Raw genomic sequence first — 22,678 nt, 5'->3', positions numbered from 1 at the left:
CCTCAGGCCACGATCAGCTGGTAACCCTTGCGGATCACCGTCTGGATCAGCGGACTGCCGTCGGGCAGCGGCCCCAGCTTGTGGCGTATGCTGCTGATGTGCACGTCTATGCTGCGGTCGAAGCGGCTCAACGGCCGGCCCAGCGCCTGCTGCGACAGCTCGGCCTTGCTGACCGCCGAGCCGGCGTGGCGCGCCAGCACCTCCACCAGATTGTATTCGGTGCTGGTCAACTCCACCGCCGCCCCGCCGCGCTCCACCCGCCGCTGCGCCGGCCACACCGTCAGCGCGCCGGCGACGATGGCCTGCGCGGCCGGCAGCTGCGCCGCGCCGGCCGCGCGTTTCAGAATCGCGCGGATGCGCGCCGCCAGCTCGCGCGGCGAGCAAGGCTTGGGCACGTAGTCGTCGGCCCCCAGCTCCAGGCCGGCGATGCGGTCGGCGTCGTCGCCGCGCGCGGTCAGCATGATCACCGGCACCGCGCTGGCGGCGCGGATGCGGGCCAGCGCCTCTATGCCGCTGAGGCCGGGCATCATCACATCCACCACCACGATGTCGTGCCGCCCGGACAGCGCGGCGTCGACGCCGCTTAGCCCGTCGTGGACACAGGACACGGCGAAACCCTCGCGCGTCAGGTAATCGCGCAGCAACTCCACCAGCTCGACATCGTCGTCCACCAGCAACACCTTCATCTGACACCGCGCCTCGTGATCGGGATGGTGCCGATATTAAGGCACGCCCCCGTGGCGACGGCAATCCTTTACCCGGTTTTACACCGGCGCTAACGGCGCTTAACAGCGGGGCGGGAAACAATGCCTGCATCGCGCGGCCGACCATCCCGGCTGGCCCCGGAGAGGAGACTCGAGATGCAAGCGACTCGCAGACAATGGACGATGCGCCTGGCGGCGGGCATGGCGGCGGCGACGCTGGCCGCCGCGGTGATGGCGCGCGATGACGCCGACGACGACGGGCCCGACGCCTGCCCGCCGCCGGCGATGCGCGGCCACGGAGCGCTGGCGGAACCGGAGCTGCCTTCGCTGCGCGGCGTCAGGCTGAGCGAGGCGCAGCGGGACAAGCTGTTCGAGTTGGCGCTGGCGCAGGCGCCGGCGCGGCACGCGCTGGCCAGGCAGGCGGCGCGCTCGCACGAGGACTTGCGCCGCGCCGCCGCCAGCGATCCGTTCGACGAGGCCCGGGTGCGAGCCTTGGCCGAAATGCGCGCGCAGGCGATGGCGCGGCTGTTGCTGATGCGGGCCGAGCTGGACGCCAAGGCGCGCGCGCTGCTGACGCCGGAGCAACGCAGCCAACTGAAGCCGGCGCCATGCCCGCCGCCACCGTGACGGCAAAACTTGCCGCGCCGGCCGGCGCGCCGCGGCGGCGGCCGGCGCCAAGCCCTTGCCCCGCAACCGGCTTAACGCCGCTTAACGGGCGGCAAGCCGCAGCAGGATTTGCCGACGGCGGCCGCGCCGCCATCGGCCGGCCGCCCCACCCCGCATGCCATTGTTGTTTCAAGACATTTTCTTAACCTGGCTTTACCCGGATTTACTGGAATTCACCTCGGCCGGCCTGATTTTGGCCGACTTCTTGCTCAGAACCGTCCAGCGGCGTCCGCGCGGACGCCGCTCAGCCGGCCGGCCGCATGGTCCGGCCATACGTTCCAAGACATCGGGAGCAGAACATGTCAATCAGCAGCCTTTCCAACTCCAGCGGCTGGATTTCCCAGCTTGGCCAGATCAGCGGCGCCCGGTTTTCCGGCGACGCCAACGGTGTCGGCGACGCCGGCACGCCGCCACCCGGCCCGCCTCCCGGCGGCGGCCTGATCAGCGCGATCGGCCAGGCCTTATCGCAAATCGGCGTAGGCGGCGATGCCTCGTCCGACGCCTCGTCGTCGGATGACGATTCCACCTCCTCGACCTCGTCCAGCCAGGATCCGCGACAGGCGATGGCCGCCTTCATGCAGAACCTGATGGCGGCGCTGCACGATCAAAGCGGCCAGACCGGCGCCTCGTCGTCCGACGGCGGCGTGTCCAGCAGCGGCGGCTATCGGCGGCCCGACATGCAGACGGACCTGGCCAGCCTGATCCAACAGCTGAACGCGTCCAGCGGTTCCAGCGACACCGGCTCCGCCAGTTCCGACGCCTCGACGCTGTCTTCGCTGCAGCAGAGCTTCCAGAATCTGGTGTCGGCGCTGGGCGGCTCCGGCAACGGCAACGCGACGCTGAGCGGCTTCCTGCAGGCGCTGGAGAGCTCGGTGCCGGGCGGCACGTCCGCCAGCGGCAGCATGGTCAGCGCCAGCGCCTGAATCCGTCGCTATCGGCCGCCGGCACGGTCGCCGGCGGCTGACCCACTGGTCAGTTCGTCCGGTCGCCGCGACAGCGACCATCGCCGCCGCCCGCCTGCGTCCACCGGTCCCGGCGGCGGCGGGCATGGACAATGGTCGAACCGGCGCGCGGAAAATCCCGCTCGCGGGGCGGCCATCGCAGCGCATATACTCAATCAAGCACCGCGCCTGCGCCCACCGCCGATGGCGCCCAACCCTGACCGTCCGATGCGCCTGTCCAGAATATTCATCATCGCCACCGCCATCCTGTTCGTGCTGGTCAGCCTGCCGCTGGCATGGATCATCAGCAGCGAATGGTCGCTATACCACGCCACCGACGATGGCCTGGAAGCCATACGCGTCGCCCGCCTGGCCATGGTGGCGGCCGAGCGCGTGTCCTATGAGCGCGGTCCCGCCAACGCGCTGCTGGGCACCGTCCCGGACCAGGCCAAACTGAAACGGATGAGCCAGGTCCGACGGGACAGCGACTTCGCGCTGCGCACGCTGCTGGCGGCGCTGTCGCCTGGCGTCTCCGCCGACCACCGCCAGGCGAACCAGGCCGCGCAGCAGGCGCGGCGGCTGCTGACCCAGGCGCGCGGCGCCGTGGACGCCGCCGCCGCGGAGCCGTCGCGCACCGCCGGCCAGATGATGGGCGCGGTTCGCCGGATGTTCGACGTGATCCCGCCGCTGCTGGAGGCGGTCGCGGCGCTGTCGTCCCACGCCAGCGCCGTCCACCCGCAGCTGGCCAACCCGCTCAGCGGCGCCCGGCTGGCGACCGAGTTGCGCGAATACGCCGGCCGGCTGGGTTCGCAGCTGACCGCGGCGCTGGCGCTGGGCCGCCCGCTGACCGCCGACGAGAAACAGGAAGTGGACGTGCTGCGCGGCCGCATCGAACAACTGCGCAGCACCATCAAGCTGCGGCTCAGCGTGCCGGCGACGCCGCCGGCGACCCGGCTGGCGGCGCGCCAGATGGAGCAGCGCTACTTCGGCGCCGGCATGGCGCTGGTGAACGCGGTGGTGCAGGCCGGCGAACAGGGCCGCGCCTACCCGGTGGACACCGCCGGCTTCGCCTCCCATTACGTGCCGACGATGGCCACCATCATCACCTTGCGCGACGCCATGCTGACCGCGGCCGCGGCCGAGGCGCTGCAACAACACCGCGCCGCGCTGCACCACCTGCTGTCGGCGGTCGGCCTGGGCGTGATCGGGCTGCTGGCCCAGTTGGCGCTGTTCTTCTACATACGGCGGCAACTGGTGCAGCCGCTGCTGGCGGCGTCCCGGCTGCTGACCGACATCGCCCAGGGACGGCTGGAGGCCGCGGTGCCGGAGCCTCGCCGCGACAACGAGATCGGCGAGGTGCTGCGCGCCATCGCCGCGCTGCGGCGAAGCAGCCTGGAGAAGCGCACGCTGGAACAGGAGCGGCAGCGGCTGATAGACGAGCTGACCGAGATTTCCCGGATAGACTTTCTGACCGGCATCGCCAACCGGCGCGCCTTCACCGAGGCGGCCGAGGCGGAAATCTCCCGCGCCGGACGCGACGGCACGCCGGCGGCGCTGATCCTGTTCGATATCGACCACTTCAAGCAGGTCAACGATCGCCATGGCCACGATGTCGGCGACGCGGCGTTGAAACATGTCGCCGCCATGATCGCGCGCGCCTGCCGGGAGGGCGACCTGGCCGGCCGCTACGGCGGCGAGGAGTTCGTGGTGCTGACCGGCAGCGGCGGCGAGGCGGCCGGCGCGGTGCTGGCCGAACGGCTGCGCGCCGGCATCGCCGAAACGCCGCTGCGGCTGGCGTCCGGACAGACGCTGGCGCTGACCGCCAGCTTCGGCGTCGCCGCGCTGGACGAGGCCCACCGCACGCTGCACAGCCTGCTGCAGGCGGCCGACCACGCGCTGTACGCCGCCAAGCGGCAGGGACGCGACCAGGTGGTGCGGGCCGGCCAGGAGGAGAACGAAGGCTAGGCCGTCACAGCCGCCCCTGCCGCTTCAACTCGTCTCCGAGGCGCGCGATCCCGGCCTCGCCGGCCGCCAGCGCCTCGTCGCTGGTATGGACCGAGTAATAGCCCAGCGCCAGATCATGCGGATGCTTGACGGCGGAGCCCAGCACGAAGGCGGCGTCGCCGACCGCGATCAGCTCCAGCGCCTCGCCGGATTCGGCGAACGCCGCCAGCTCGCCGGCGCTCAAAATCGCCTCCTCGCCGGCCACCCGCAGGCCGCCGGCATTCAGCGCCAGCCACGCCACCTCGTGGCCGGCCGGCGGTGTGAAGGTCCAGCGTTCTCCGTCCCGCAGGCCAACCGCCAGATAGCTGACGCCCGGTGGCGACGGAATCGGGCTGTTGACGCCGCCGTATTCGCCCAGCAGCACCTTGACCGGACCGGCCTCGGGAATCCGCTCCGGCGCCAGGTAGACGCTTTCGGCCGGCGCCAGTTCCTGCTCGGCCGGCAGCGCCAGCCACAGCTGAAAACCAGTCATCCTTCGCGAGGCGGCGCTCGGTTCGCTGGTATGCCATACCCCGCCGCCGGCCCGCATCCACTCGACGCCGCCGGCCGGCAGCACGCCACGCGCGCCGGTGGTGTCCTCGTACACCGCCTCGCCTTCGAGCAGCCAGGTGAAGGTGGCGATGCCGGAGTGCGGGTGCAGGCCGAAACCGCCGTGACCGGCGCTCAGATCCAGGTCGAACCAGTCGAGGAAGACAAAGGGCTTCAGTTGGCGGCCCAGCCGGCCCGGACTCAACAAACGGGTGACCGGACCGTGGCGGTTGCCGCGGCTGCGGTGGACGATGGCGCGGGGACGGGCGATGGCGGCGGTGTTCATGATGCGCTCCTGTTCAATGTAGGCGATGACGCGATGGACACAGCTTAGCCTCCGCCATATTGCGATACTAGACGGTATAATTGGATTGAACTCATCCAAAAATGAAATGAATGATGCTGGATCTCAACGATGTCGCGCTGTTCGTCCAGGTGGCGCGTCTCGGCAGCTTCGCCGAGGCCGGCCGCCGGCTAGGCCTGCCGCCGAATACCGTCAGCCGCCGCATCCAGCAGCTGGAAGACAGCCTGGGCACGCGGCTGATGCAGCGCAGCACCCGCAAGCTGGCGCTGACCGGCGCCGGCGAGGCCTTTCTTCAGCGTAGCGCCGGCGCGGTGGACGGGCTGCTGGACGCCGGCCAGGACCTGGCCGGCGGCGGACGCGAGCCGGCCGGCCTGGTCCGGGTGGCCGCCACCGCCGATTTCTTCGACTTCTTCGCGATGGAATGGGTGACGGCGTTTCTTGACGCCCACCCGATGGTGAAGCTGGATTTCGTGCTCAGCGACGCCCGCGCCGATCTGATCGCCGAACGGATAGACGTGGCCTTCCGCGGCGGCGAGCTCGACGATTCCGGCTATGTCGCGCGGCGTCTGCCCGGCGCCGGCGGCGGCGGGCTGGTGGCCAGCCCGGCCTATCTGGCCGCGCGCGGCATGCCGGCCGGCCTGGCCGATCTGGCGCGCCACGACTGCCTGGCGCCGCCGTGCCCCGGCGGCCGCGCCGTCTGGCGGCTGACCGGCGCCGACGGCGTGGAGCACGAATTGCCGGCGGCCGGCCGCTTCAGCGGCAACACCGCGCAATCGCTGCGCCGGGCGGCGCTGGCCGGGCTGGGCATCGCCTTGCTGCCGTCCATGCTGACCCGAATGGACCTGGAGGCCGGCCGCCTGCTGCCGGTGCTGCCGCGATACCACCGGCCCGGCGCCGGCCTCAGCGTGCTCTATCCCAGCCGCCGGCATCTGCCGCCGGCGGTCGCCGCCTTCATCGAACTGGCGATGAACAGGCTGGCCGGGCAATCCTAAGACCGGATTTGGCAAATCCGCGCGCGCCGGCGGCGAGGCGCGCCAAGAAATCCCGCCTCGCCGGCGGCATGATTTTCTCCACCAGGGATGACCCTGGCATCCGGAGATGAATCATGCGCAAAACCTCTCTCGCCGCGCTGTGCCTGGCCATCAGCGCCGCGTTGCTGGCGTCGGCCGCCCCCGCCGCGCCCAAACTGTACAAGGCCCCGCATCAGGCGCAGGCCCGGCCCAAGCAGCCGCCGGCGCCGCGGCTGTGGCGCCACCGTCCGCCCAGCGACTTCCAGGCCCGCTACCGACTGCAGGACGGCCGGGCGCAGATAGGCCGGCCGCTGAAGAAGCTGGCGCGCCACGCCGCCACGCCGCAATGCCAGGACATGAACGCGCTGGCCGCCCACGGCGGCGCCGACCTCGCCAACTATCTGGTCTCGCTGCCCGACTACACCTGCGCCTACGGCCTGTTCTCTCTGGACAAGACTCTGGCGTCCACCATCTACAGCGCGGCCAACCTCAACGCCGTCGCCGGCCGCTTCGCCCAGGAGGCCGCCGGCTACAGCGCCTCGTCGATGGCGCTGGTCAATCTGACGCTATACCTGCGCGCCGGCTACTACCTGGCCAGCAGCGGCACGCTGCCGGCGCTGGACGCCAATCTGCAGACCGTGCTGCGCCCCGGCATCAAGCAACTGGCCGACGGCGCGTCGCTGTTCGCCGCCAACGCCCAGGCGCCGACCACCGCGGGCGAGGTGATGACGCTGATCACCAATATGGCGGACGAGGCCTACTACCTGCCGTCGATGCGCGCCATCGTCCAGCGCTACACCAACACGTCCGCCAGCCCGAACGCGGTCCAGGCGCTGCGCGAAACCACCGCCAGCCAGGGCTTCACCGGTGCGCTGACGGTGCTGTTCTACGCCCACGGCCGCGCCAACGCCGCGCCGCTGCTGCAGAGCGACGGCAGCTACTCCGCGGCGCTGACCCAGTTCGTCCAGGCCGACAAGGCCAGCCTGCTCGGCACCGAAACCGCCTTCCAGCTTGGCGACGCCACCCGCGAGGGCCTGCGCTTCATGCAGTACCCGGCGCTGAAGCCGGCGATCAAGCCGCAGGCCAAGGCCATCCTGGCCGGCAGCAGCATGACCGGCGCCGACAACGAGCTGTGGCTGGCGGCCGCCGAGGCGGTCAAGTACTACGACAACGCCAGCTGCGGCGAGTACGGCACCTGCAATTTCGAAACCCGGCTCGCCGACGCCATCCTGGTCAATCGTTATACCTGCAGCCCCACCATCAGCATCCGCTCCCAGGAAATGACGACCGAGCAGATGCAGGCCTCGTGCTCGCTGCTGCAGAACGAGGAATCCTACTTCCACCAGATGCTGCAAACGCGCAAGCAAGCGGTGGCCAACGACAACAACACCTCGCTGGAAGTGGTGGTGTTCGACGATTACGACAACTACTCCAAGTACGCCGGCGTGATCTACGGCATCGGCACCGACAACGGCGGCATGTACGTCGAGGGCAATCCGGCCGACCCGGCCAACCAGGCCCGCTTCATCGCCCACGAGGCCTCCTGGCTGCGTCCGGTGTTCAAGGTCTGGAATCTGGAGCACGAATACATCCACTATCTGGACGGCCGCTTCGACATGTACGGCGACTTCGCCGCCGAGACCCGCCAGCCCACGGTATGGTGGATAGAGGGCTTGGCCGAATACCTGTCGCTGCGCAACGACAACCAGACCGCCATCGACATCGCCAAGACCGGCAGCTACAAGCTGAGCCAGATCTATGGCAACACCTATGACATGGCCGACTACGTCACCCGCGCCTACCGCTGGGGCTATATGGCCACCCGCTTCATGTTCGAACGCCACCGCGCCGACGTCGACGCGATGCTGCCGCTGTTCCGCAAAGGCGATTACGACGGCTATATGGGCCTGATGCGGCAGATAGGCAGCCGTTACGACGGCGAATTCGCCAGCTGGGCGCAGGGCGCCACCACCGCCGGCCAGCCGCCGCTGCCGCCGGCCTCCGGTCTGCCGGCCTGCAACGAGGGCTATCCGAACCGCCTGGGCAAGCACTGCTCGATCTCGAGCCTGTCCTCGTCCGGCGCCTACTACGCCGCCATCTGGATGCCGGCCGGCGCGCGCAATCTGAAGCTGTGGACCAGCGGCGGCAGCGGCGACGTCGATCTCTACGTCGCGATGGACCGCTATCCGAACAGCGCCAGCTTCGACTACTCGTCGGCCAAGGCTGGCAACGAGGAGTCGGTGGCCGTCGCCGCGCCGCAGGCCGGCCATTGGTACTACCTGACGCTGCAGGCCAGGCAGCCGTACGCCAATGTGACGCTCAGCACCAGCTACGACTAGCCGGAACATCCGGCGCGGCGGTTCGATGCCGCCGCGCCCTTGCCAAAAGCATCGGCATGGTCCATGTTACTTTCAACAAATGACAACGTAATAAATCGGTCAATTTGATGGAATTAATTAAAGGACCCGCGCCATGTTGACGCAGCTGCTGCAACCCCACATCGTCAGCGACCTGTCCGCCGCGCGGGCGATGGCGGCCTTGTTCGATCATCTGCCGGACGTGGTGTTCGCGGTCAAGGACACCGACGGCCGCTATCTGGCGATCAGCGAGGGCTGCGTGCGCCGCTGCGCGCTGCGCAACCGCCTGCAGGCGGAAGGCCGCACCGCGCACGAGCTGTTTCCCGGCGCGATGGCCGACCGCTACCGCCAGCAGGACCAGACGCTGTTCGCCGAGCGGCGGCCGCTGCGCGACCGGCTGGACCTGACCGTCTATCCGGACGGCGCGCCCGGCTGGTGCCTGACCGGCAAGCAGGCGCTGCGCGATACCGACGGACAGCTGCTGGGCCTGGTCTGCATCTCGCGCGACCTCGCCGAACTGACCCGCGAAAGACTGCTGGACGCCCGCTTCGCCGCCTGCGTCGACCACATACAAGCGCAGTACCACAGGCCGCTGCGGCTGGAGGAATTGTGCGATTTGTCCGGTCTCAGCACAGGCCAGCTGGACCGGCGGATGAAGCGGGTGTTCAGCCAGAGCGTCGGCGACTTCATCCGCCGCACCCGGATGGAGGCCGCCAGCCACGCCATCGCGCACAGCCGCCGCCCGCTGGCCGACATCGCCGCCGGCTGCGGTTTTTCCGACCAGAGCGCGCTGACCCGGCTATGCCGGCAGATGCTGGGCCTGAGCCCGCGCCAGTTGCGGATGCAGGTCCATGCGCCCAGGCCGGCCGCCGCGCGGGACTAGGGGCTCGTAAAAAGATCGTAGACAGACTCTCAGCGCGCCGGCTTTTCCGCGCGCTCGAAACCGGCCGACATCAGCAGGCCGGTATAGGCGTAGTCGGCGATGTTGCCGAAGGCGAACTCCACCGTCTGCCGGTCCGGCCAGGCGCTCTTGGACACCGACTGCAGCAGCCGGCAGGCGTCGGCCATGATGGCCTCCGCCGCGCTGTCGGCGCCCCCCTGCCGCCGCGCCCGCTTCAAATCCTGCATCAGGCAATAGACCGAGGTGGCGTCGGCCAGGCCGATGGCCGACAGCGAGAAGGCGGCGTCGCCCAGATGCCGCCGGACGATGGCCTGTCCGACCAGCCGCAGGACGAATTTGAACGACAGGCCGGTGTTGACCGCCAGCAGCACCGGATCCATGCCGAGCAGCTGATCGATGGACGACACGCCCTCGGCCTCCAGCTGGCTGGCGACGGCGGTGGTCACGCCGTCCAGCTTGACCAGCTGGTCCGGCTGCTCGGCCTCGCCGGTATTCAGCTTGGCGTTCACCAGCCGCCTCAGCATCTTGATGATGGTGTCTATCGGCAAGGCCCCCAGCGCGAAGGCCACGCTGACCGCCGCGTCCTTCGGCAGCACCAGCGTGACGGCGTAGGCGATGGGCACCGCCAGCGCCATCCGCAGCGCGTACCAGTACACGTCGGCCACGTTCAGGCAGCGTTTGCGCACATTATTGACCGTGTCGCCGACAACGAACATATAGGCGCCGCACATCGCGCTGATCTGCAGGTCGAAATGGACGAACTGCGACAGATAGCCCAATAGCGGATGCCCGCCCGGCAGCACTTGGCGCAGCGGCACCAGCACGATGTAATTGCTTTCGAAGAACACCACCGCCAGCAACAGCAGCAGCGGCGGCACGAAGGCGTAGCGGCCGTACTGCTCGCTGTAGATGGTGCGGAACAGGCAGGCCGCGCGCTCGCGCTGCGGCTCGGCGGCCGGCTGGCCCCAGGATTCCAGCGCGCCGGCGGCCTCGGCGCGCCGATGCCGGAAATGCCACAGATACTTGGACAGCGCCTCGCCCCACAGCTGATTGCGGAACTCGTCGTAGCGCGTCCACCAGCCATGATCGACAAAGCGCAGATACGGCGTCGCCGCCAACAGCACCGCGAACAGCGTCACGCCGCCGGCGACGGCGCCCAGCAGCGACGGCAGCGCCAGGCTGGCCGCCAGACCATAGGAGCCCAGCATGCAGCAGCAGGCGATGGCCGCGCCCATCCACCATCCGATCACCGGATTGCCCTTGCCGCCGCCGGCGGCGGGCGCCTCGTGGCCAGCCACCATATAGCCGTCGTCCAGTACCGGACTGTTTCCGAGATTCGCCATCGCGTTCTCCGTAGCGTACCGATGCGGCGCGTCAACTGGCGAACCACTCTTTCACACTAGCGGCGAATTCGGCGCGGCGAGCCGACCATCATGTCCGATAAGTATTTTCAACAAGAAGATTGTTCCTATAAAAACAACAAGCAGTCATGGCCGCGCATTCGCGGCGCCACCAATGGACGCCGCCACAGGCGGGATGTGAAGGGGACGCGCTCAGCCGGCGCGGTAGACGTCGGGCCGGTGCAGTTCCATATAGCGCTCCGGGTGCTCCAGCGCGGCGAAGCCGAACGGCAGATAGACGCCGTGGGCGTTCGAGGTGACCAGCACGATGCGCCTGAGCCGGCCCAGCGCCGGCTCCTCGGCGACGCGCTCCATCAGCCGGCGGGCGTAGCCGCGGCCCCGGCATTCCGGCACCACGAACACGTCGCACAGATAGCCGAAGGTCGCCATGTCGGTGACCACCCGCGCGAATCCGACCTGGCGCCCGCCCAGATAGGCGCCGAAGCATAGCGAGCCGGCGATCGCCCGCTCCACCGTCTCGCGCGGAATGCCCTTGGCCCAGGCCGCGTGGTCGTGCAGGAAGGCATGGATCAGGCCGATGTCCAGCAGGCTCTTGTCGGTGGAGAGGATCAGCGTGTCTTGGTTCATGATTGGGCGTTCATCGTTGGGCGGGTCCCTTGGCGGGCAGATCAGCGTCCGGCGGCTTCGGCAACAGCGCCGCCAGCTTTCCGGCATAGGTGTTGACGGCCAGCGCCGTCACGATCAGCAGCGACGCCGCGATGCTGAGCGCGTCGTAACGCTCGTTCAGGATGAAGTAGCCGCCCAGCAGGCCGAACACCGGGCTCAGCAGCGAAAACGGCGCCACCAGCGTCGCCGGATACAGCGTCATCAGCTTGCCCCAGCTGCCGAGCGCGAACAACGTGCCGACCAGCGCCAGGAACAGCAGCGCCGCCAGCGCCGTCGCGGAGAAATGCGTCAGCGCGTTCCACGCCGCCGCCGGCCCGCCCTCCAGCGCGAACGACAGCAGCAGCAGCGGCAGCGGCGGCACCACGCTCATCCACACGGTGAAGGCGAACATGTCCACCTTGCCGGCGCGCTTCAGCTCGATATTGCCCCAGGCGAAGCCGGCGGTGCCCAGCAGCGCCAGCAGCAACGGCAGCAAGGGCAGCGCGTCCTGGTAGCGGGCGTAGCCCAGCAGCAGCACGCCGGCCAGCGCCAGCGCCATCACCGCCTTCTGCAGGGCGCTGCGGGTCTCGCCCAGCACCAGGCTGGCCAGCAGCAGCGTGGCGAAGACCTGGACCTGGGCCAGCACCGACACGATGCCGGCCGGCATGCCCAGATGGATGGCGGAAAACAGCCCGGCGAACTGGATCACCCCGAGGCACAGGCCGGCGCGCAGATACAGCCGCCAGGGCAGCGCCGGCGGCGGAAACAGTAGCGCCCCCGCCGCGAACACCACGACGAAGCGCAGCGCCGCCAGCAGCAGCGGCGGACACTGGGTCAGGCCTATCTTGACCACGATGAAGCTGAGGCCCCAGATCGCGGCCACCAGAATGGCCAGCAACACGTGTCGTATCTTCATGCCGTCGTCGCCTCCGTCTCCAGCGCCGCCAGCGCGCGCCGGTATGCCTGCACGAAAAAGTCCAGCTCGTCGGCGCCCACCGTCAGCGGCGGCAGCAGCCGCAACGCGTCCGCATCGTGCGCCGCCGGCGCCGTCAGCACGCCCTGCCCCAGCAATTGCAGCCACAGCGCGCCGGCCGCCTGTTCGCCATAGCGTTGCCGCGCCTGCGGCGTCGCCCGCAGCGCCAGCATCAGGCCCGCGCCCTCCAGCGCGAACGGTCCGGCCGACAGCATCCGGCGCAGCGCCTCGCCCTGCCCGGCGGCCCGCGCCGGCGCGTCGATTTCGCCGAGCAGCCGCAGCATGGCCAGCCCGCATTGCAGCGCCAGCCGGTTGCCGCCGAAGGTGGAGCCGTGGATCTTGGCGCAGCCGGGCCGGCCGAACACTGCCTGGTAGACGGCGTCGCGGCACAGCAGCGCCGATACCGGCAGCATGCCGCCGCTGAGCCCCTTGGCCAGCACCAGCATGTCCGGCGGCGGCGCGCCCAGCGCCTGATAGGCGAACCACGCGCCGCAGCGCCCGAAGCCGGACTGGACTTCGTCGTACACCAGCCAGGCGCCGTGGCGGCGGCACAGCGCCGACAAGGCCGCCAGCCGGTCGCCGCGCCAGGCGCGCGCGCCGGCGGTGCCCTGCACCGGCTCCAGCAGCACCGCCGCCACGTCGCCGGCCGCCAGTGCCGCGGCCACCGGCTCCAACTCGCCCCAGGGCAGCCGCAGGCAGGCGGGATCGTCGGCCAGGCCCTGGCGCCAGAAATCGGCGCCGGCCAGCTGGGTGGCGGTCTGGGTCAGGCCATGAAAACCGCCGTCGAAGGCGATCAGCCGCGTCTTGCCGCCAGCCATCCGCGCCAGCTTCAGCGCGCCCTCGACCGCCTCGGCGCCGCCGCTGGCGAACAGGGCCTTGCCGTCGGCGAAGCCGGCCAGCGCCAGCAGTCGCTCGGCCAGCAGGCCGGCCTGGCGCGACAGTCCCAGCGGATGCAGATTCGGTTCGGGCTGGCCCAACGCGTCGGCCAGCTCGGCCAGCAACGGCGGCGGATTGTGGCCCAGCGCCGCCGCGCCGTAGCCGCAGACGAAGTCCAGCATGCGCCGGCCGTCGGCGAAGCGCAGCCAGCAGCCGTCGGCCGCCGTCGGCTGCTCGTCCAGCCCGCACAGGCCCAAGACCTCGCGCCAGGCCGGATTGACGCAGCGGTCGTAACGCTCGCCGTCCTCAGACATGGCCGGCCGGATAGCTGTCCAGCGAGCAGATCCGCAGCTCGGCCTGCGCGCCGTAGAAATCGGCCACCTGGTCCATCGCCCGCACATTCAGCTCCAGCAGATAGGACAGATTGGCCAGCGCCCGCTGCTGCGCGTGCGGCGTCAGCACCGATATCTCGCGGAAGAACAAGCGCGACAGCGCCGCGTGGTTCAATTCGACGTTCAGGTCGTCGTGGCGCTTCGCCACCCGGCGGTATTCGGCGCTGTCCCCGGCCAGCGACTCCAGCCGCTCGTGCACCGGATTGTCCATGCCCAGCATGCCCTCGGTGACCATGATGGAGCCGAGGTAGCCTATCGGATCGTAGCGGCCCAGCACGGTGAAGGCGTCGACATAGGCCTGGAACAGCGGCAGCGGCAGCGCCTGGTCCAGCCAGGCGGCCTGCACGCCCAGCGCCTCGCAGGTCGCGCGCTCGAAGGCCTCGTGTCCCAGCTCCTCCTGGAAATACCGGTAGACGCGCTGCTTCAGCGGCGTGCGCAAGCGCTTGGTCATCAGCGGCGCGATGATTTCGACGAAGCGCTGGGTGACGTGGTACTGCTCGATGAACAGGCCCTGCACCAGCGGGCCGAAGCCGGCGCCGGCGGCGTTGACGCTGCCGACATAGCGCGACTCGCCCAGCTCGGCCAGTCCCGCCAGCGCGAACTGCTCGGCGCGGCGCATGAAATTGACGCCGCTGTCCGCCTCCACCGCCAGCGTCGGGCTCTGCAAACGCCGCCGCGCCTCCGGCCGCGAGGCCTGCAGCAACAAGTCCACCAGGCACAGCAGATAGGCCTCGACCTGGGCCGGGCAATAGAAGCCCAGGCTGTCCGACCGCGCCAGCCGCGGCGATTCGGCGGCGCGGCGGCCCAGGCCGGCATAGCCCGCCTCGTCGGCGAAGTCCTGCAACACCCGCCGCCACAGCAAGGGCAGCTGCGGCAGATTGTCGGCCAGATAGATCTTTTGCAGATAAAAGGTTTGCAGCGCGAAATTGCCGGCCCATTCCGGCGCGGCGACATCGTCCACCGTGAAGGCGTCCGCCTGCGGCGCCGGCTCGTCCAGCAGCCTCTGCATCGCCAGCACGATGGGGGCGTGGCGCTCGCGGTCGTCGGCGGTCGCGGCCAGCAGCGTATCGACGCAGCGGCGGACCAGGCTCTCCAGCTCCAGCCGCCTGAGCTCCAGCGCCGAGCCGTCCGCCGGCGCGTCGCGGATCAGCGACAGCTCGTCCAGCTGCCGCGCCAGCGACAACTGCCACGGCTGGGCCGATCCCTCGTGGATGTCGAACCAGATTTCGGCGCCGGGATTGGCCATCGCCAGCACGCTGTCCAGCACGTGGCCGCCGTCGACGCCGCTGAAATTGATCTCGTACTCGTTGTCGTCGGCCGCCAGCACCACGGTCTGGCCGTCCTGCGCCAGGTGGGCGTGGAACGGAACCAGATGCGGCGAACGGTAATGACTGATGCCCCAGGCTTCCATGTCCGGCTTCCTCTCACAGGTGCAGCCGCGGGATCAAGGCGTCTTCGCGACTGTAGTAGTCGACGATTTCCTCGTCCTGCAGCGCCATGGTCTCCATCATCAGCACCAGATTCTTTTCCACCACCAGCTGTTCCTCGCGGCCGATGGCGCTGATGTCCTCCAGCAACTCGCCGCTGATGTCGTCGTGGCCCATCGCGTCGTTGATGTGGGCGTGGCGCAGCAGCGGCTCCCAGAAGGCCTTGGACAGGCCCTGGGCCTCGCAACAGCGCACCAGCGCCTGATTGAACTGCTCTCCCGGCATCTCGAACAGGAACAGCACGCTCTTGAACGACAGCAGATGCTGGCGGGCGAACACCCCCAGCGCCGAGCACAGCGAGAAAGTGGACGGCAGCGGCAGCAGATGGTCCAGCCCGTCCACCTCCATGTCGACGCTGGCCAGGCTCTCCGCCAGCATCAGGTCGTGATCCAGTTCCGACATCAAAAAGCGCTGCAGCGAGCGCTGGTTCTGCCGGCTGTCGGCATGCGACAGCGCCGAGGCGATCAATCCGGGCGCGGCGCGCACCAGGCAGTAGTACTCCAGCGCGTAGCCGATCAGCACATTGCGCGGCGCGGCGCAATCGTTCAACAGGCCGAACAGCCGCGAACGGGAGCTCTTGCGCAGCGTGCGCTGCGCCAGATTGCGCAGACGGGCGTTGAACTCCCGGCCCGACACCGCGTCGGCCGGCAGCTCGAAGCTGGCCTCGGTGACCAGGCCCAGCCGGTCCAGCTCCTCCAGCAGGCCGGGCAGGCCGGCCGCCATCGCCGGATGGGCGGCGCTCAGTTCGACCACGCTGGCCGGCGCGCACTGCAGATCGCGCAGCAGCGCCAGCAAGTCGTGCCGGCCGGCGTCGGAGACGGCCAGATCGCAGGACTGCTCGCGGTACAGCAGCGCGATGCCGTCCGGCTGCTCCTCGATCTCGACGCCGGGCCGCAGCGCGGGGCGGCGGAATAGGTCTCCGGTGGCTGGAGCATGCATGGCGTCCCTCCTCGCTCAATAGTTTTCGATGCGCCGCAGCAGCGGACCTTCGCCGGAATAATGGCGCCATACCGCGCTGTAGAAGGCGTCGTACAACTCGACGAACAGATGGGTCTGCGCGCGCAGCCGGCGCGCGGTTTCCAGATCCACCACGTCGATCTGCGAAAAGATCTGCCGGGTCAGGCTGCCGTGCTCGCCCTTCAGATTGATGTCGGAATGCGCCTTGACCGGCTTCAGGAAGGCCTCGTCGACGCCGAGCCGGTAGGCCGCGTCCAGGAAGGAGTCCTGCCGGATGTCCTTGCCTTCCAGAATGCCCAGCGTGGTGAAGAAGAACAGCGGATCGTTGTGCGACCAGTAGGCCAGCGCGTTGCACAGCGCCATCGTCTGCGGCAGCGGCACGGTATGCGCCAGGTCCTCGCGGCTGACGCCGATGCGGTTCAAGGCCTGCAGCAGCAATTCGTCGTGGCCGTACTCCTCGGCGAAGAAGGCGTTCATCGCCAGCCTCACCCGGGTATTGGGCACATAGGACAGCACCGGCGCGTCGAAATAGCTTTCGCGGAACAGGAAGTGGTAGTTCTCTATCACCATGCCGTGGAACACCCGCTCCGGAATGTCGCCCGGCCCGGCGGCGTTCTGGCATCGCACCCAGAACTCGTTGCGGTACAGCGTCCGGTACAGCAGCTGGTTCGACAGGTCCTCGATTTCCAGCAGCGTCTGCATGCCGGTCTGGCCCTCCGCCGGCGCCAGCGGGCGGATCACGCCGTAATTCTCCAGGCTGGCCAGCAAGCGGCGCACGCTTTCCGACGATTGCCGCGGCAGGATGTGCTCCACCTCCGGCTGGGTGCAGCCGCCGGCCAGCCGCCGCACCAATTCCGCCACCTCGGTCTCGGAAGCCTGGCCGGCGGAAAGCTCCAGCTCCTCGTCGCCGGCGGTCCTGACCACCAGCGGCTGATTCGAAATCACGTCTCCATTCAGGCAATAGCGCGTTTGCTCGTGCTGGGGCATCGCACATCCTCCTCGCAAGTCGCGCCGGCCGCCGGACATCCCGGCGGCGCGGCCCCGGCTCAGTCAGGGCGTTCCACCTCGCGGCGGTCCCTGCCAGGCCGGCTTACAGGTGAACCGGTACCAGAACCGGGCGCGGGTTGCGGGGCTTGACCACCACAACCGCTTCTTGCACTTTGGTTTGCATATGCCACTCCTTTCGCTCGCAAAAAAGAAACGGCGCCTTGTGCGGCGCCTTCCTATCTTATGCTCGACAGTCCCGGTCAAAAACACTCGCAACCTGACAGAAATGACTGTTTAAAAAGGAAATTTCATAAAACCTTTGGCGAGAGGCTGCCAGGGCGGCCATCGAAAACAGCCGCCGCGGCGCCCGGCGACAAGCGCCGGGCCGCCGCGCCGGCTCAGTTGCCGGCGGCGTCCAGCGAACGGCCGCGCTTGTCGAAGAAGTGGCCCATCATGCTCAGCAGCGGCCGGCGACGGTTGCGCAAGGCGAACGTCACCTCGCTGATCCGCTCAGGTTGCGGCGCCTGCCGCATCGCCGCCACCATAGCGTCGGCCTTGGCCAGTTGATGCCACGGCAGCCACGGGAAGGCGTGGTGGGCGATGTGCAGATTGAAGTTGAGGATCAGGAAGCGCGACCACAACGGCACCGCGGCGCAATCGTGGGTGTAGGCGTCCTGCTCCCACAAGCGGAGTCCCGGATGATCTTCCGACAGGATGGGCGCCTCGGCGTGGTGCGGCAGGTTCAGCATCTCGACCATGGTCAGCAGGAACAGCCAGATCGGCAGGCAGAAGCCGGCCAGCATGCCCAGCATCCGGTAATGGACGGCGGCGGCGATCAGCGCCGCGTAGCCGGCCGCGTACAGGCAGTTGAAGAAGCGTTGCAGCCGCACCCGGTTGCCGGGCACGTGGCGGGCGCGGAACGGCCCCACCCAGTGGATGCGGAAATGGTTCAAGGCGATCATCGGAATCCACAGCTTCCACATCCACTCCAGCCTTTTCTCCTCCTTCTCCGTCATCACCGAGAAGCGGGCGATCATCGCTCGGGTTTCGGTGTCGTTGACCGGGTGGCCCGTCCAGGCGTGGTGGGCCAGGTGGTTTTGCCGCCTCACCAGATAAGGCAGGCCGATGAACCAGGAACAGACGTGGCCGACCAAGTCGTTGACGAAACGATTCTGCGACACCACGCCGTGACAGGCCTCGTGCATGATCAGATACAACTGCATCAGCGCCAGCGCCGCCAACGGCAGCGCGATCAGCCTCAGCGCCAGCGCCTCGGCGTTCCACGCCGCCCAGGCCCCGCCGATGACGGCGATGTCGGCCAGCCACAGCAGCACGGTCCAGGGGCCCTTGCGGCCGTTAGGATACTGCTGGCGCACCGCCAGCCATTGTTCCTTCTGCATCGATTTCTCCCGTTTTCAGATATTTGCGTCGGCGGGCGACGGCGCGCGCGCCGTTTCGTCCCGCAGCAAGGCCGCGGCCAATTCCGCCCAGGCCCGGTCCAACTCCTCCACTTCGTCGGCGAAGCCGTGTATCCGCGGCCGGACGTCGAAATCGTTCCAGGCCAACAGCAGGCAATCGCAGCGCAAACCGTTCTCCCAATGCCAGGCCGGCAAATAGGCGGTGATCTCGAAACCCAGCCGCAGCATGTGCGCGATCAGGCCGGTCTTGTCGGCCAACACCCGGGCGCAGACATAGCGCGCATCGTCCCGGCTCGCCAGAAAGCGCTCCAGCTCGGCCGCCTCGGCGCCCGGCTCGCCCAGATAGCCGCCGATGAACACCGCCTGGACCGCGTCGTCGCGCCCGAACAGAAAGGCCCCGTCGCGCTCGCCGCGCTCGGAACCGGTGAAACAGGTCGCCGGATAGGCGCCGGACCGCATCGACAGGCCCAGCGGCGCGTACAGCCGTTCGCGGACGAAGGCCGACGCCAGGATGGCCGGCGCCTCGGGCGCGGCATGCGGGAAAGGCTGGGCAAACGGCGGGTGCATGCCCAGCAGATGGTGTTCGCGTATGCCGTCCACCGTGTTGGGACCGCCGTCGTGGCCAAGCAGCACCGTGTTCAGGAATTTGCGCATCGCGCGCAGCGCGGCCGGCTGGCGCGGCGTGCAGAAACCCAGTTCCTCCGGCTGCGGCGGCAGGCTGTCCAGGCACCGCCGGCACAGGGCGGACACGATGCCCATCTGCTGCAAGGCCGGATGCACGGCGCCGAAGCACATCTCGCGCGAACGGTTCCACGGATAGAGCGCCAGACAGGCGCAGGCGCCGACGCCGCCGTCCCATTCCAGCAGCTGCCAGTGCTGCAGACCGGAGGCGATGCCGTCGCGGATGAAGCTTTCCTGCTGGCAGGGATGGCTGGTATCGCCATAGGTCAGCTGGAACAGCCGGGCCAGGCCGGCCGCATCGGCGACGGTGGCCGGCCGCGGCCGCGCCTGGTCCCGCCTCTGTGCCGCCTCAGCGTCGTCCGCATCGCAAAAAATTACATTGGATTCAAAATTCATACGATTTTATTTAATATAAATTTCATTGAGGCATAAAAAAGCCAGCCCGCGGCGGACCGGCCATGATTATGACGTTTAGGAATTTGCCGGCCAGTCTAATCGGCAGCCGGCCCTCCTTCCAACCGTTATCGCCAGACAAGCCGGCCCGACCTGTTCCAAATATCAGGCCGCTTGATCCATTTCGGCACCGCCGGCTAGCGCCGCTTGGCGTACACCAGCTGCGACGACCAATCCTGGTATTGCGGCGCCGCGCCCATCCGCACCCGGAAACGCTCGCCGTCGCCTACGGCCGGCTGCCACAGATACAGCTGATCGGCATGACCGCCGCCGCTCCAGGCGGTCAGGTAATAGTCGGCGGCGCGCGCCCAATCCTTGAACGACACCACATCGCCGTCCTGCAGGCAGCCGTCCGGCCGGCTATGGTTGACCAGGCGCAGCTCCGGCGAACGGTTCAACGGCCCCTGGGCGGTGTAGTAGGCGTACTGGTTGCCGCCGACCGTCCCCCACCAGGTCCAGAACCAGCCGGGCCGGTCGGCCCGCTCCAGGCGCACGTATTCGCCGGAGCGGACGCAGCCGTTGTCCCGCATGGCGAAATTATTGGACAGATTGAAACGGCTACGGACGCCGGGCGCAACCGCGTCGGTCTTCAGCCAGCCGTCATTGGCGTCCGCCGCCTGGACATAGCGGCCGTTGCCGACATTCTGCAGCGTCAGGCCGCGATAGCTGCCGGCCGGCGCCGTCAGCGAGCGGGTCGGCGTCGAGGCGTCGGCCCAGGCGAAGGCCTGCACCGGGTAGTGATCGCTGAAATCGGCGTAGGCGTAGGTCTGCCTGGCCACCGCCGACTGGACCGTCCATTGCGGCGCCGGCGCGTCCAGCGCCTGGTTGTGCCACATCGCCGGCTGGCGATGGCCCTTCAGCGTCAGGATGTAGTCCAGATACTCCGGCGCGTCGCCGCTGCGCGCGCCGTAGCGCTCCAGCGCGATGCCGTTGGCGGCGGTGTCGAAGCTGTACTGCGCCCCGGCGTAGCGGGGCTCGTTCGCGCCGAGGATGTCCAGCAGCGCGCGGTACTCGGCGGTCTTGTTGCGGTCGATGTTCATGTCACCGGCGACGATCACCGGCTCGTCCGCCGGCAGCTGGCGCGAGCGGATCCAGGCCGACATCTCGCGCAGCTGCGCCTGGCGCACCGCGATGTCGGCATGACTGGCGCAACCGCTGTCCTCTGACTGCAAATGGGTGGCGATCACGTGGTAGAAGCCGCCGTTGGCGGCGATCCTGGCGTAGGCGAAGCCCTTGAGCGCCTGGCCGTCCCAGCTGCAGCCGGGCGTCTGGAACAGATACTGGCGCCGCTCGACGATGGGCCAGCGGCTGACGATGGCGACGCCGCCGTCCTCGGGCTTCATGCCGTTCCAGCCCTCGGTGCCGTCCCAGCCCTGCTGCGTGCGGCCTATCACCGGCGTCTGGTACGGAAAGCGCGGCTTCAACAGCGCCAGCAGATGTTCCGACGCCGCGTTGTCCTGCAGCTCCTGGAACACCATCACGTCCTGACGCTGCGCGACCGATGAGGCCGCCATCAGCTCGACGCGGCGCATCTGGCCGTAATTCGGATACAAGGCCTGCGGCAGCAGCATCGCGTTCCAGGTGGAAAGTTTCAGATCGTCGGGATAGGCGGCATGGGAGGCGGCGGGCAGCAGCGCCGCGCACAGCAGAAAACGCCAGGCTTTCATCGGGCATCCTTGTGATGGGTGAAGGAAGCGGCAAAGGCTGGATCAGTTTTCTTGCACTATGGTTAATTACTTAAAAATTAATATTCAATTTACATCGCATACACATTCGCGCGCTGGCAAGCCATTGCGCCGGACGCAAAAAAGCCGCCGTCCATTCGGGCGGCGGCTTTCAACGCGAAAGCGCGGCTTATTCGTGGATGGCTTCCACGGCGATGTCGATGGTGACATCGTCGCCGACATACGGCGCGTACTTGCCGGCGTTGAATTCGGTGCGCTTGATCTTGGTGCTGGCGTTGGCGCCGATGGCGTCTTTCTTCAGCATCGGATGCGGCTGCTGCAGGAAGCTGGACAGCGTCAGCGTCACCGGCTTGGTCACGCCCTTGATCGTCAGATTGCCCTCGACCGCGGTCGGCTTGTCGCCGTCGAACAGCACCTTGGTCGACTTGAAGGTGGCGGTCGGGTACTTGGCGGTGTCGAAGAAGTCCGCGCCCTGGATGTGGCCGTTGAACACCGGGTAGCCGGTATCGACCGACTTCATGTCTATGGTCACGTCGACCGAGCCGGTCTTGGCCTCCTTGTCCAGCACGATCTTGCCGCTGGTCTTGTCGAAGCGGCTCAGCTGGGTGGAGAAGCCCAGGTGGCTGTACGAGAAGCGCGGGAAGGTGTGGGTGCCGTCGATCACATAGGTTTCCGGCTTGGCCAGCGCGGCGCTGCTGAAACCGGCGACGGCCACGGCGGCCAGGGTGAGGCGGGTCAGTTTGTTCATGGCTTCTTTCCTTGGTTGAACGCGGCAGCGCTTATTTGGCGCGCGCCAGCAGATGGAACTTGATCTGGATTTCATTGGCCACGGTGCCGAAATCCTTCCAGTCGCCCTCGCCGATGGCGAAATCGGCGCGCTTGATCGTGAAGGCGCCGTCGAAGGCGGCCTGCGCGCCTTGCGGCGTCATCGTGGCCACGGTGCCGACCGTCTGGGTGCGGCCCTTGATCGTCAGCTTGCCGTCCACCTGGAAGCGGTTGCCGCCCAAGGGCTTGATCGCGCTGGATACGAAACGGGCATTCGGATACTGCTTGGTATTGAACCAGTCCTTGTCGGCCACCTGCTCGTTGGCCTCGGCCGAACCGGTATCGATGCTGGCCAGGTTGACGTCCAGCTGCGCCTTGGCGGCGGCCGGCTTGGCCGGGTCGAAATTCAGCTGGGCGGAAAACTTCTTGAAATGGCCCTGCATGCCGACGCCCATCTGCTTGTAGCCGAAGGCGATATTGCTCTTGTCCTGCTGGATCGTCGTGTATTCGACGGCCTGGGCCGTCAGCGGCGCGGCCAGGGCGACGGCCAGCAACAGCGGCGCGGTGCGTTTGATATTCATTG

General features: G+C 68.3%; 20 protein-coding genes. 6 read left to right on the top strand and 14 right to left on the bottom strand.

The window, feature by feature from the left end; translation table 11 throughout:
* Positions 1-2: 2 nt before the first annotated feature.
* Positions 3-686, bottom strand: a complete 684-nt coding sequence (locus tag CXB49_RS05235) for a response regulator transcription factor (RefSeq protein ID WP_101707428.1) — start codon at positions 684-686, stop codon at positions 3-5.
* A gap of 174 nt (positions 687-860) precedes the next feature.
* Here CXB49_RS05235 and CXB49_RS05230 point away from each other — a divergent pair, with 174 nt between their 5' ends.
* The 3 genes from CXB49_RS05230 (at position 861) to CXB49_RS05220 (ending at position 4,276) form a co-directional block, all read left to right on the top strand.
* Complete coding sequence (locus CXB49_RS05230) at positions 861-1,331, top strand: Spy/CpxP family protein refolding chaperone (protein WP_158300620.1); 471 nt, start codon at positions 861-863, stop codon at positions 1,329-1,331.
* A 338-nt stretch (positions 1,332-1,669) separates the two neighbouring features.
* Positions 1,670-2,293: a hypothetical protein gene (locus tag CXB49_RS05225; RefSeq protein WP_101707426.1), complete on the top strand. Its 624-nt coding sequence runs from the start codon at positions 1,670-1,672 to the stop codon at positions 2,291-2,293.
* A 246-nt stretch (positions 2,294-2,539) separates the two neighbouring features.
* Positions 2,540-4,276, top strand: a complete 1,737-nt coding sequence (locus CXB49_RS05220) for a GGDEF domain-containing protein (protein WP_158300619.1) — start codon at positions 2,540-2,542, stop codon at positions 4,274-4,276.
* Positions 4,277-4,280: 4 nt separating this feature from the next.
* On the opposite strand, the gene CXB49_RS05215 is transcribed toward CXB49_RS05220, so the two are convergent.
* Positions 4,281-5,129, bottom strand: coding sequence for a pirin family protein (locus CXB49_RS05215; RefSeq protein ID WP_101707424.1), 849 nt, complete (start codon positions 5,127-5,129; stop codon positions 4,281-4,283).
* 110 nt (positions 5,130-5,239) lie between these two features.
* Between CXB49_RS05215 and CXB49_RS05210 the strand changes: the two genes are divergently transcribed.
* From CXB49_RS05210 to CXB49_RS05200, 3 genes are all read left to right on the top strand, one after another.
* Positions 5,240-6,139: a LysR family transcriptional regulator gene (locus tag CXB49_RS05210; protein ID WP_233492945.1), complete on the top strand. Its 900-nt coding sequence runs from the start codon at positions 5,240-5,242 to the stop codon at positions 6,137-6,139.
* Positions 6,140-6,252: 113 nt separating this feature from the next.
* Positions 6,253-8,496 (top strand): M9 family metallopeptidase, encoded by a 2,244-nt coding sequence (locus tag CXB49_RS05205; protein WP_101707423.1) that lies wholly within the window; start codon positions 6,253-6,255, stop codon positions 8,494-8,496.
* 133 nt (positions 8,497-8,629) lie between these two features.
* Positions 8,630-9,397 carry an AraC family transcriptional regulator gene (locus tag CXB49_RS05200; RefSeq protein WP_233492944.1) on the top strand — a complete coding sequence of 256 codons (768 nt, stop codon included), beginning with the start codon at positions 8,630-8,632 and terminating at the stop codon, positions 9,395-9,397.
* Positions 9,398-9,426: 29 nt separating this feature from the next.
* On the opposite strand, the gene CXB49_RS05195 is transcribed toward CXB49_RS05200, so the two are convergent.
* The 12 genes from CXB49_RS05195 to CXB49_RS05140 all read right to left on the bottom strand — a co-directional run bounded on the left by CXB49_RS05195 (position 9,427) and on the right by CXB49_RS05140 (position 22,676).
* On the bottom strand, positions 9,427-10,758 hold the full coding sequence (locus CXB49_RS05195) for a hypothetical protein (RefSeq protein ID WP_101707422.1): 1,332 nt from the start codon (positions 10,756-10,758) through the stop codon (positions 9,427-9,429).
* A gap of 210 nt (positions 10,759-10,968) precedes the next feature.
* A complete protein-coding gene (locus tag CXB49_RS05190; RefSeq protein ID WP_101707421.1) occupies positions 10,969-11,403 on the bottom strand; it encodes a GNAT family N-acetyltransferase in 435 nt (144 codons plus the stop codon).
* A gap of 10 nt (positions 11,404-11,413) precedes the next feature.
* The gene (locus tag CXB49_RS05185) at positions 11,414-12,337 is read right to left on the bottom strand and encodes an EamA family transporter (protein WP_101707420.1); all 924 of its coding nucleotides are present in this window, start codon (positions 12,335-12,337) and stop codon (positions 11,414-11,416) included.
* Entirely contained in the window at positions 12,334-13,584 is a 1,251-nt protein-coding gene (locus tag CXB49_RS05180) for an aspartate aminotransferase family protein (protein WP_158300618.1), read from the bottom strand. Before CXB49_RS05180 ends, CXB49_RS05185 begins: the two co-directional genes overlap by 4 nt.
* Positions 13,577-15,073 (bottom strand): hypothetical protein, encoded by a 1,497-nt coding sequence (locus CXB49_RS05175; protein WP_101707418.1) that lies wholly within the window; start codon positions 15,071-15,073, stop codon positions 13,577-13,579. Before CXB49_RS05175 ends, CXB49_RS05180 begins: the two co-directional genes overlap by 8 nt.
* Before the next feature lie 13 nt (positions 15,074-15,086).
* Positions 15,087-16,088, bottom strand: coding sequence for a hypothetical protein (locus CXB49_RS05170; protein WP_101707417.1), 1,002 nt, complete (start codon positions 16,086-16,088; stop codon positions 15,087-15,089).
* 15 nt (positions 16,089-16,103) lie between these two features.
* Complete coding sequence (locus tag CXB49_RS05165; RefSeq protein ID WP_199406785.1) at positions 16,104-17,093, bottom strand: iron-containing redox enzyme family protein; 990 nt, start codon at positions 17,091-17,093, stop codon at positions 16,104-16,106.
* A 398-nt stretch (positions 17,094-17,491) separates the two neighbouring features.
* On the bottom strand, positions 17,492-18,493 hold the full coding sequence (locus CXB49_RS05160; RefSeq protein WP_101707416.1) for a fatty acid desaturase: 1,002 nt from the start codon (positions 18,491-18,493) through the stop codon (positions 17,492-17,494).
* A 15-nt stretch (positions 18,494-18,508) separates the two neighbouring features.
* Positions 18,509-19,588, bottom strand: coding sequence for a hypothetical protein (locus CXB49_RS05155; RefSeq protein ID WP_101707415.1), 1,080 nt, complete (start codon positions 19,586-19,588; stop codon positions 18,509-18,511).
* 194 nt (positions 19,589-19,782) lie between these two features.
* Positions 19,783-21,312 (bottom strand): sphingomyelin phosphodiesterase, encoded by a 1,530-nt coding sequence (gene sph, locus CXB49_RS05150; RefSeq protein WP_101707414.1) that lies wholly within the window; start codon positions 21,310-21,312, stop codon positions 19,783-19,785.
* 187 nt (positions 21,313-21,499) lie between these two features.
* Positions 21,500-22,078, bottom strand: coding sequence for a YceI family protein (locus tag CXB49_RS05145; protein WP_101707413.1), 579 nt, complete (start codon positions 22,076-22,078; stop codon positions 21,500-21,502).
* 31 nt (positions 22,079-22,109) lie between these two features.
* Entirely contained in the window at positions 22,110-22,676 is a 567-nt protein-coding gene (locus tag CXB49_RS05140; RefSeq protein WP_101707412.1) for a YceI family protein, read from the bottom strand.
* Positions 22,677-22,678 lie beyond the last annotated feature (2 nt).

Source organism: Chromobacterium sp. ATCC 53434 (assembly GCF_002848345.1).
Lineage (GTDB): Bacteria > Pseudomonadota > Gammaproteobacteria > Burkholderiales > Chromobacteriaceae > Chromobacterium.
The sequence above is the reverse complement of the archived record's forward strand: the minus strand, read 5'-3'. Positions and strand labels throughout refer to the sequence as shown.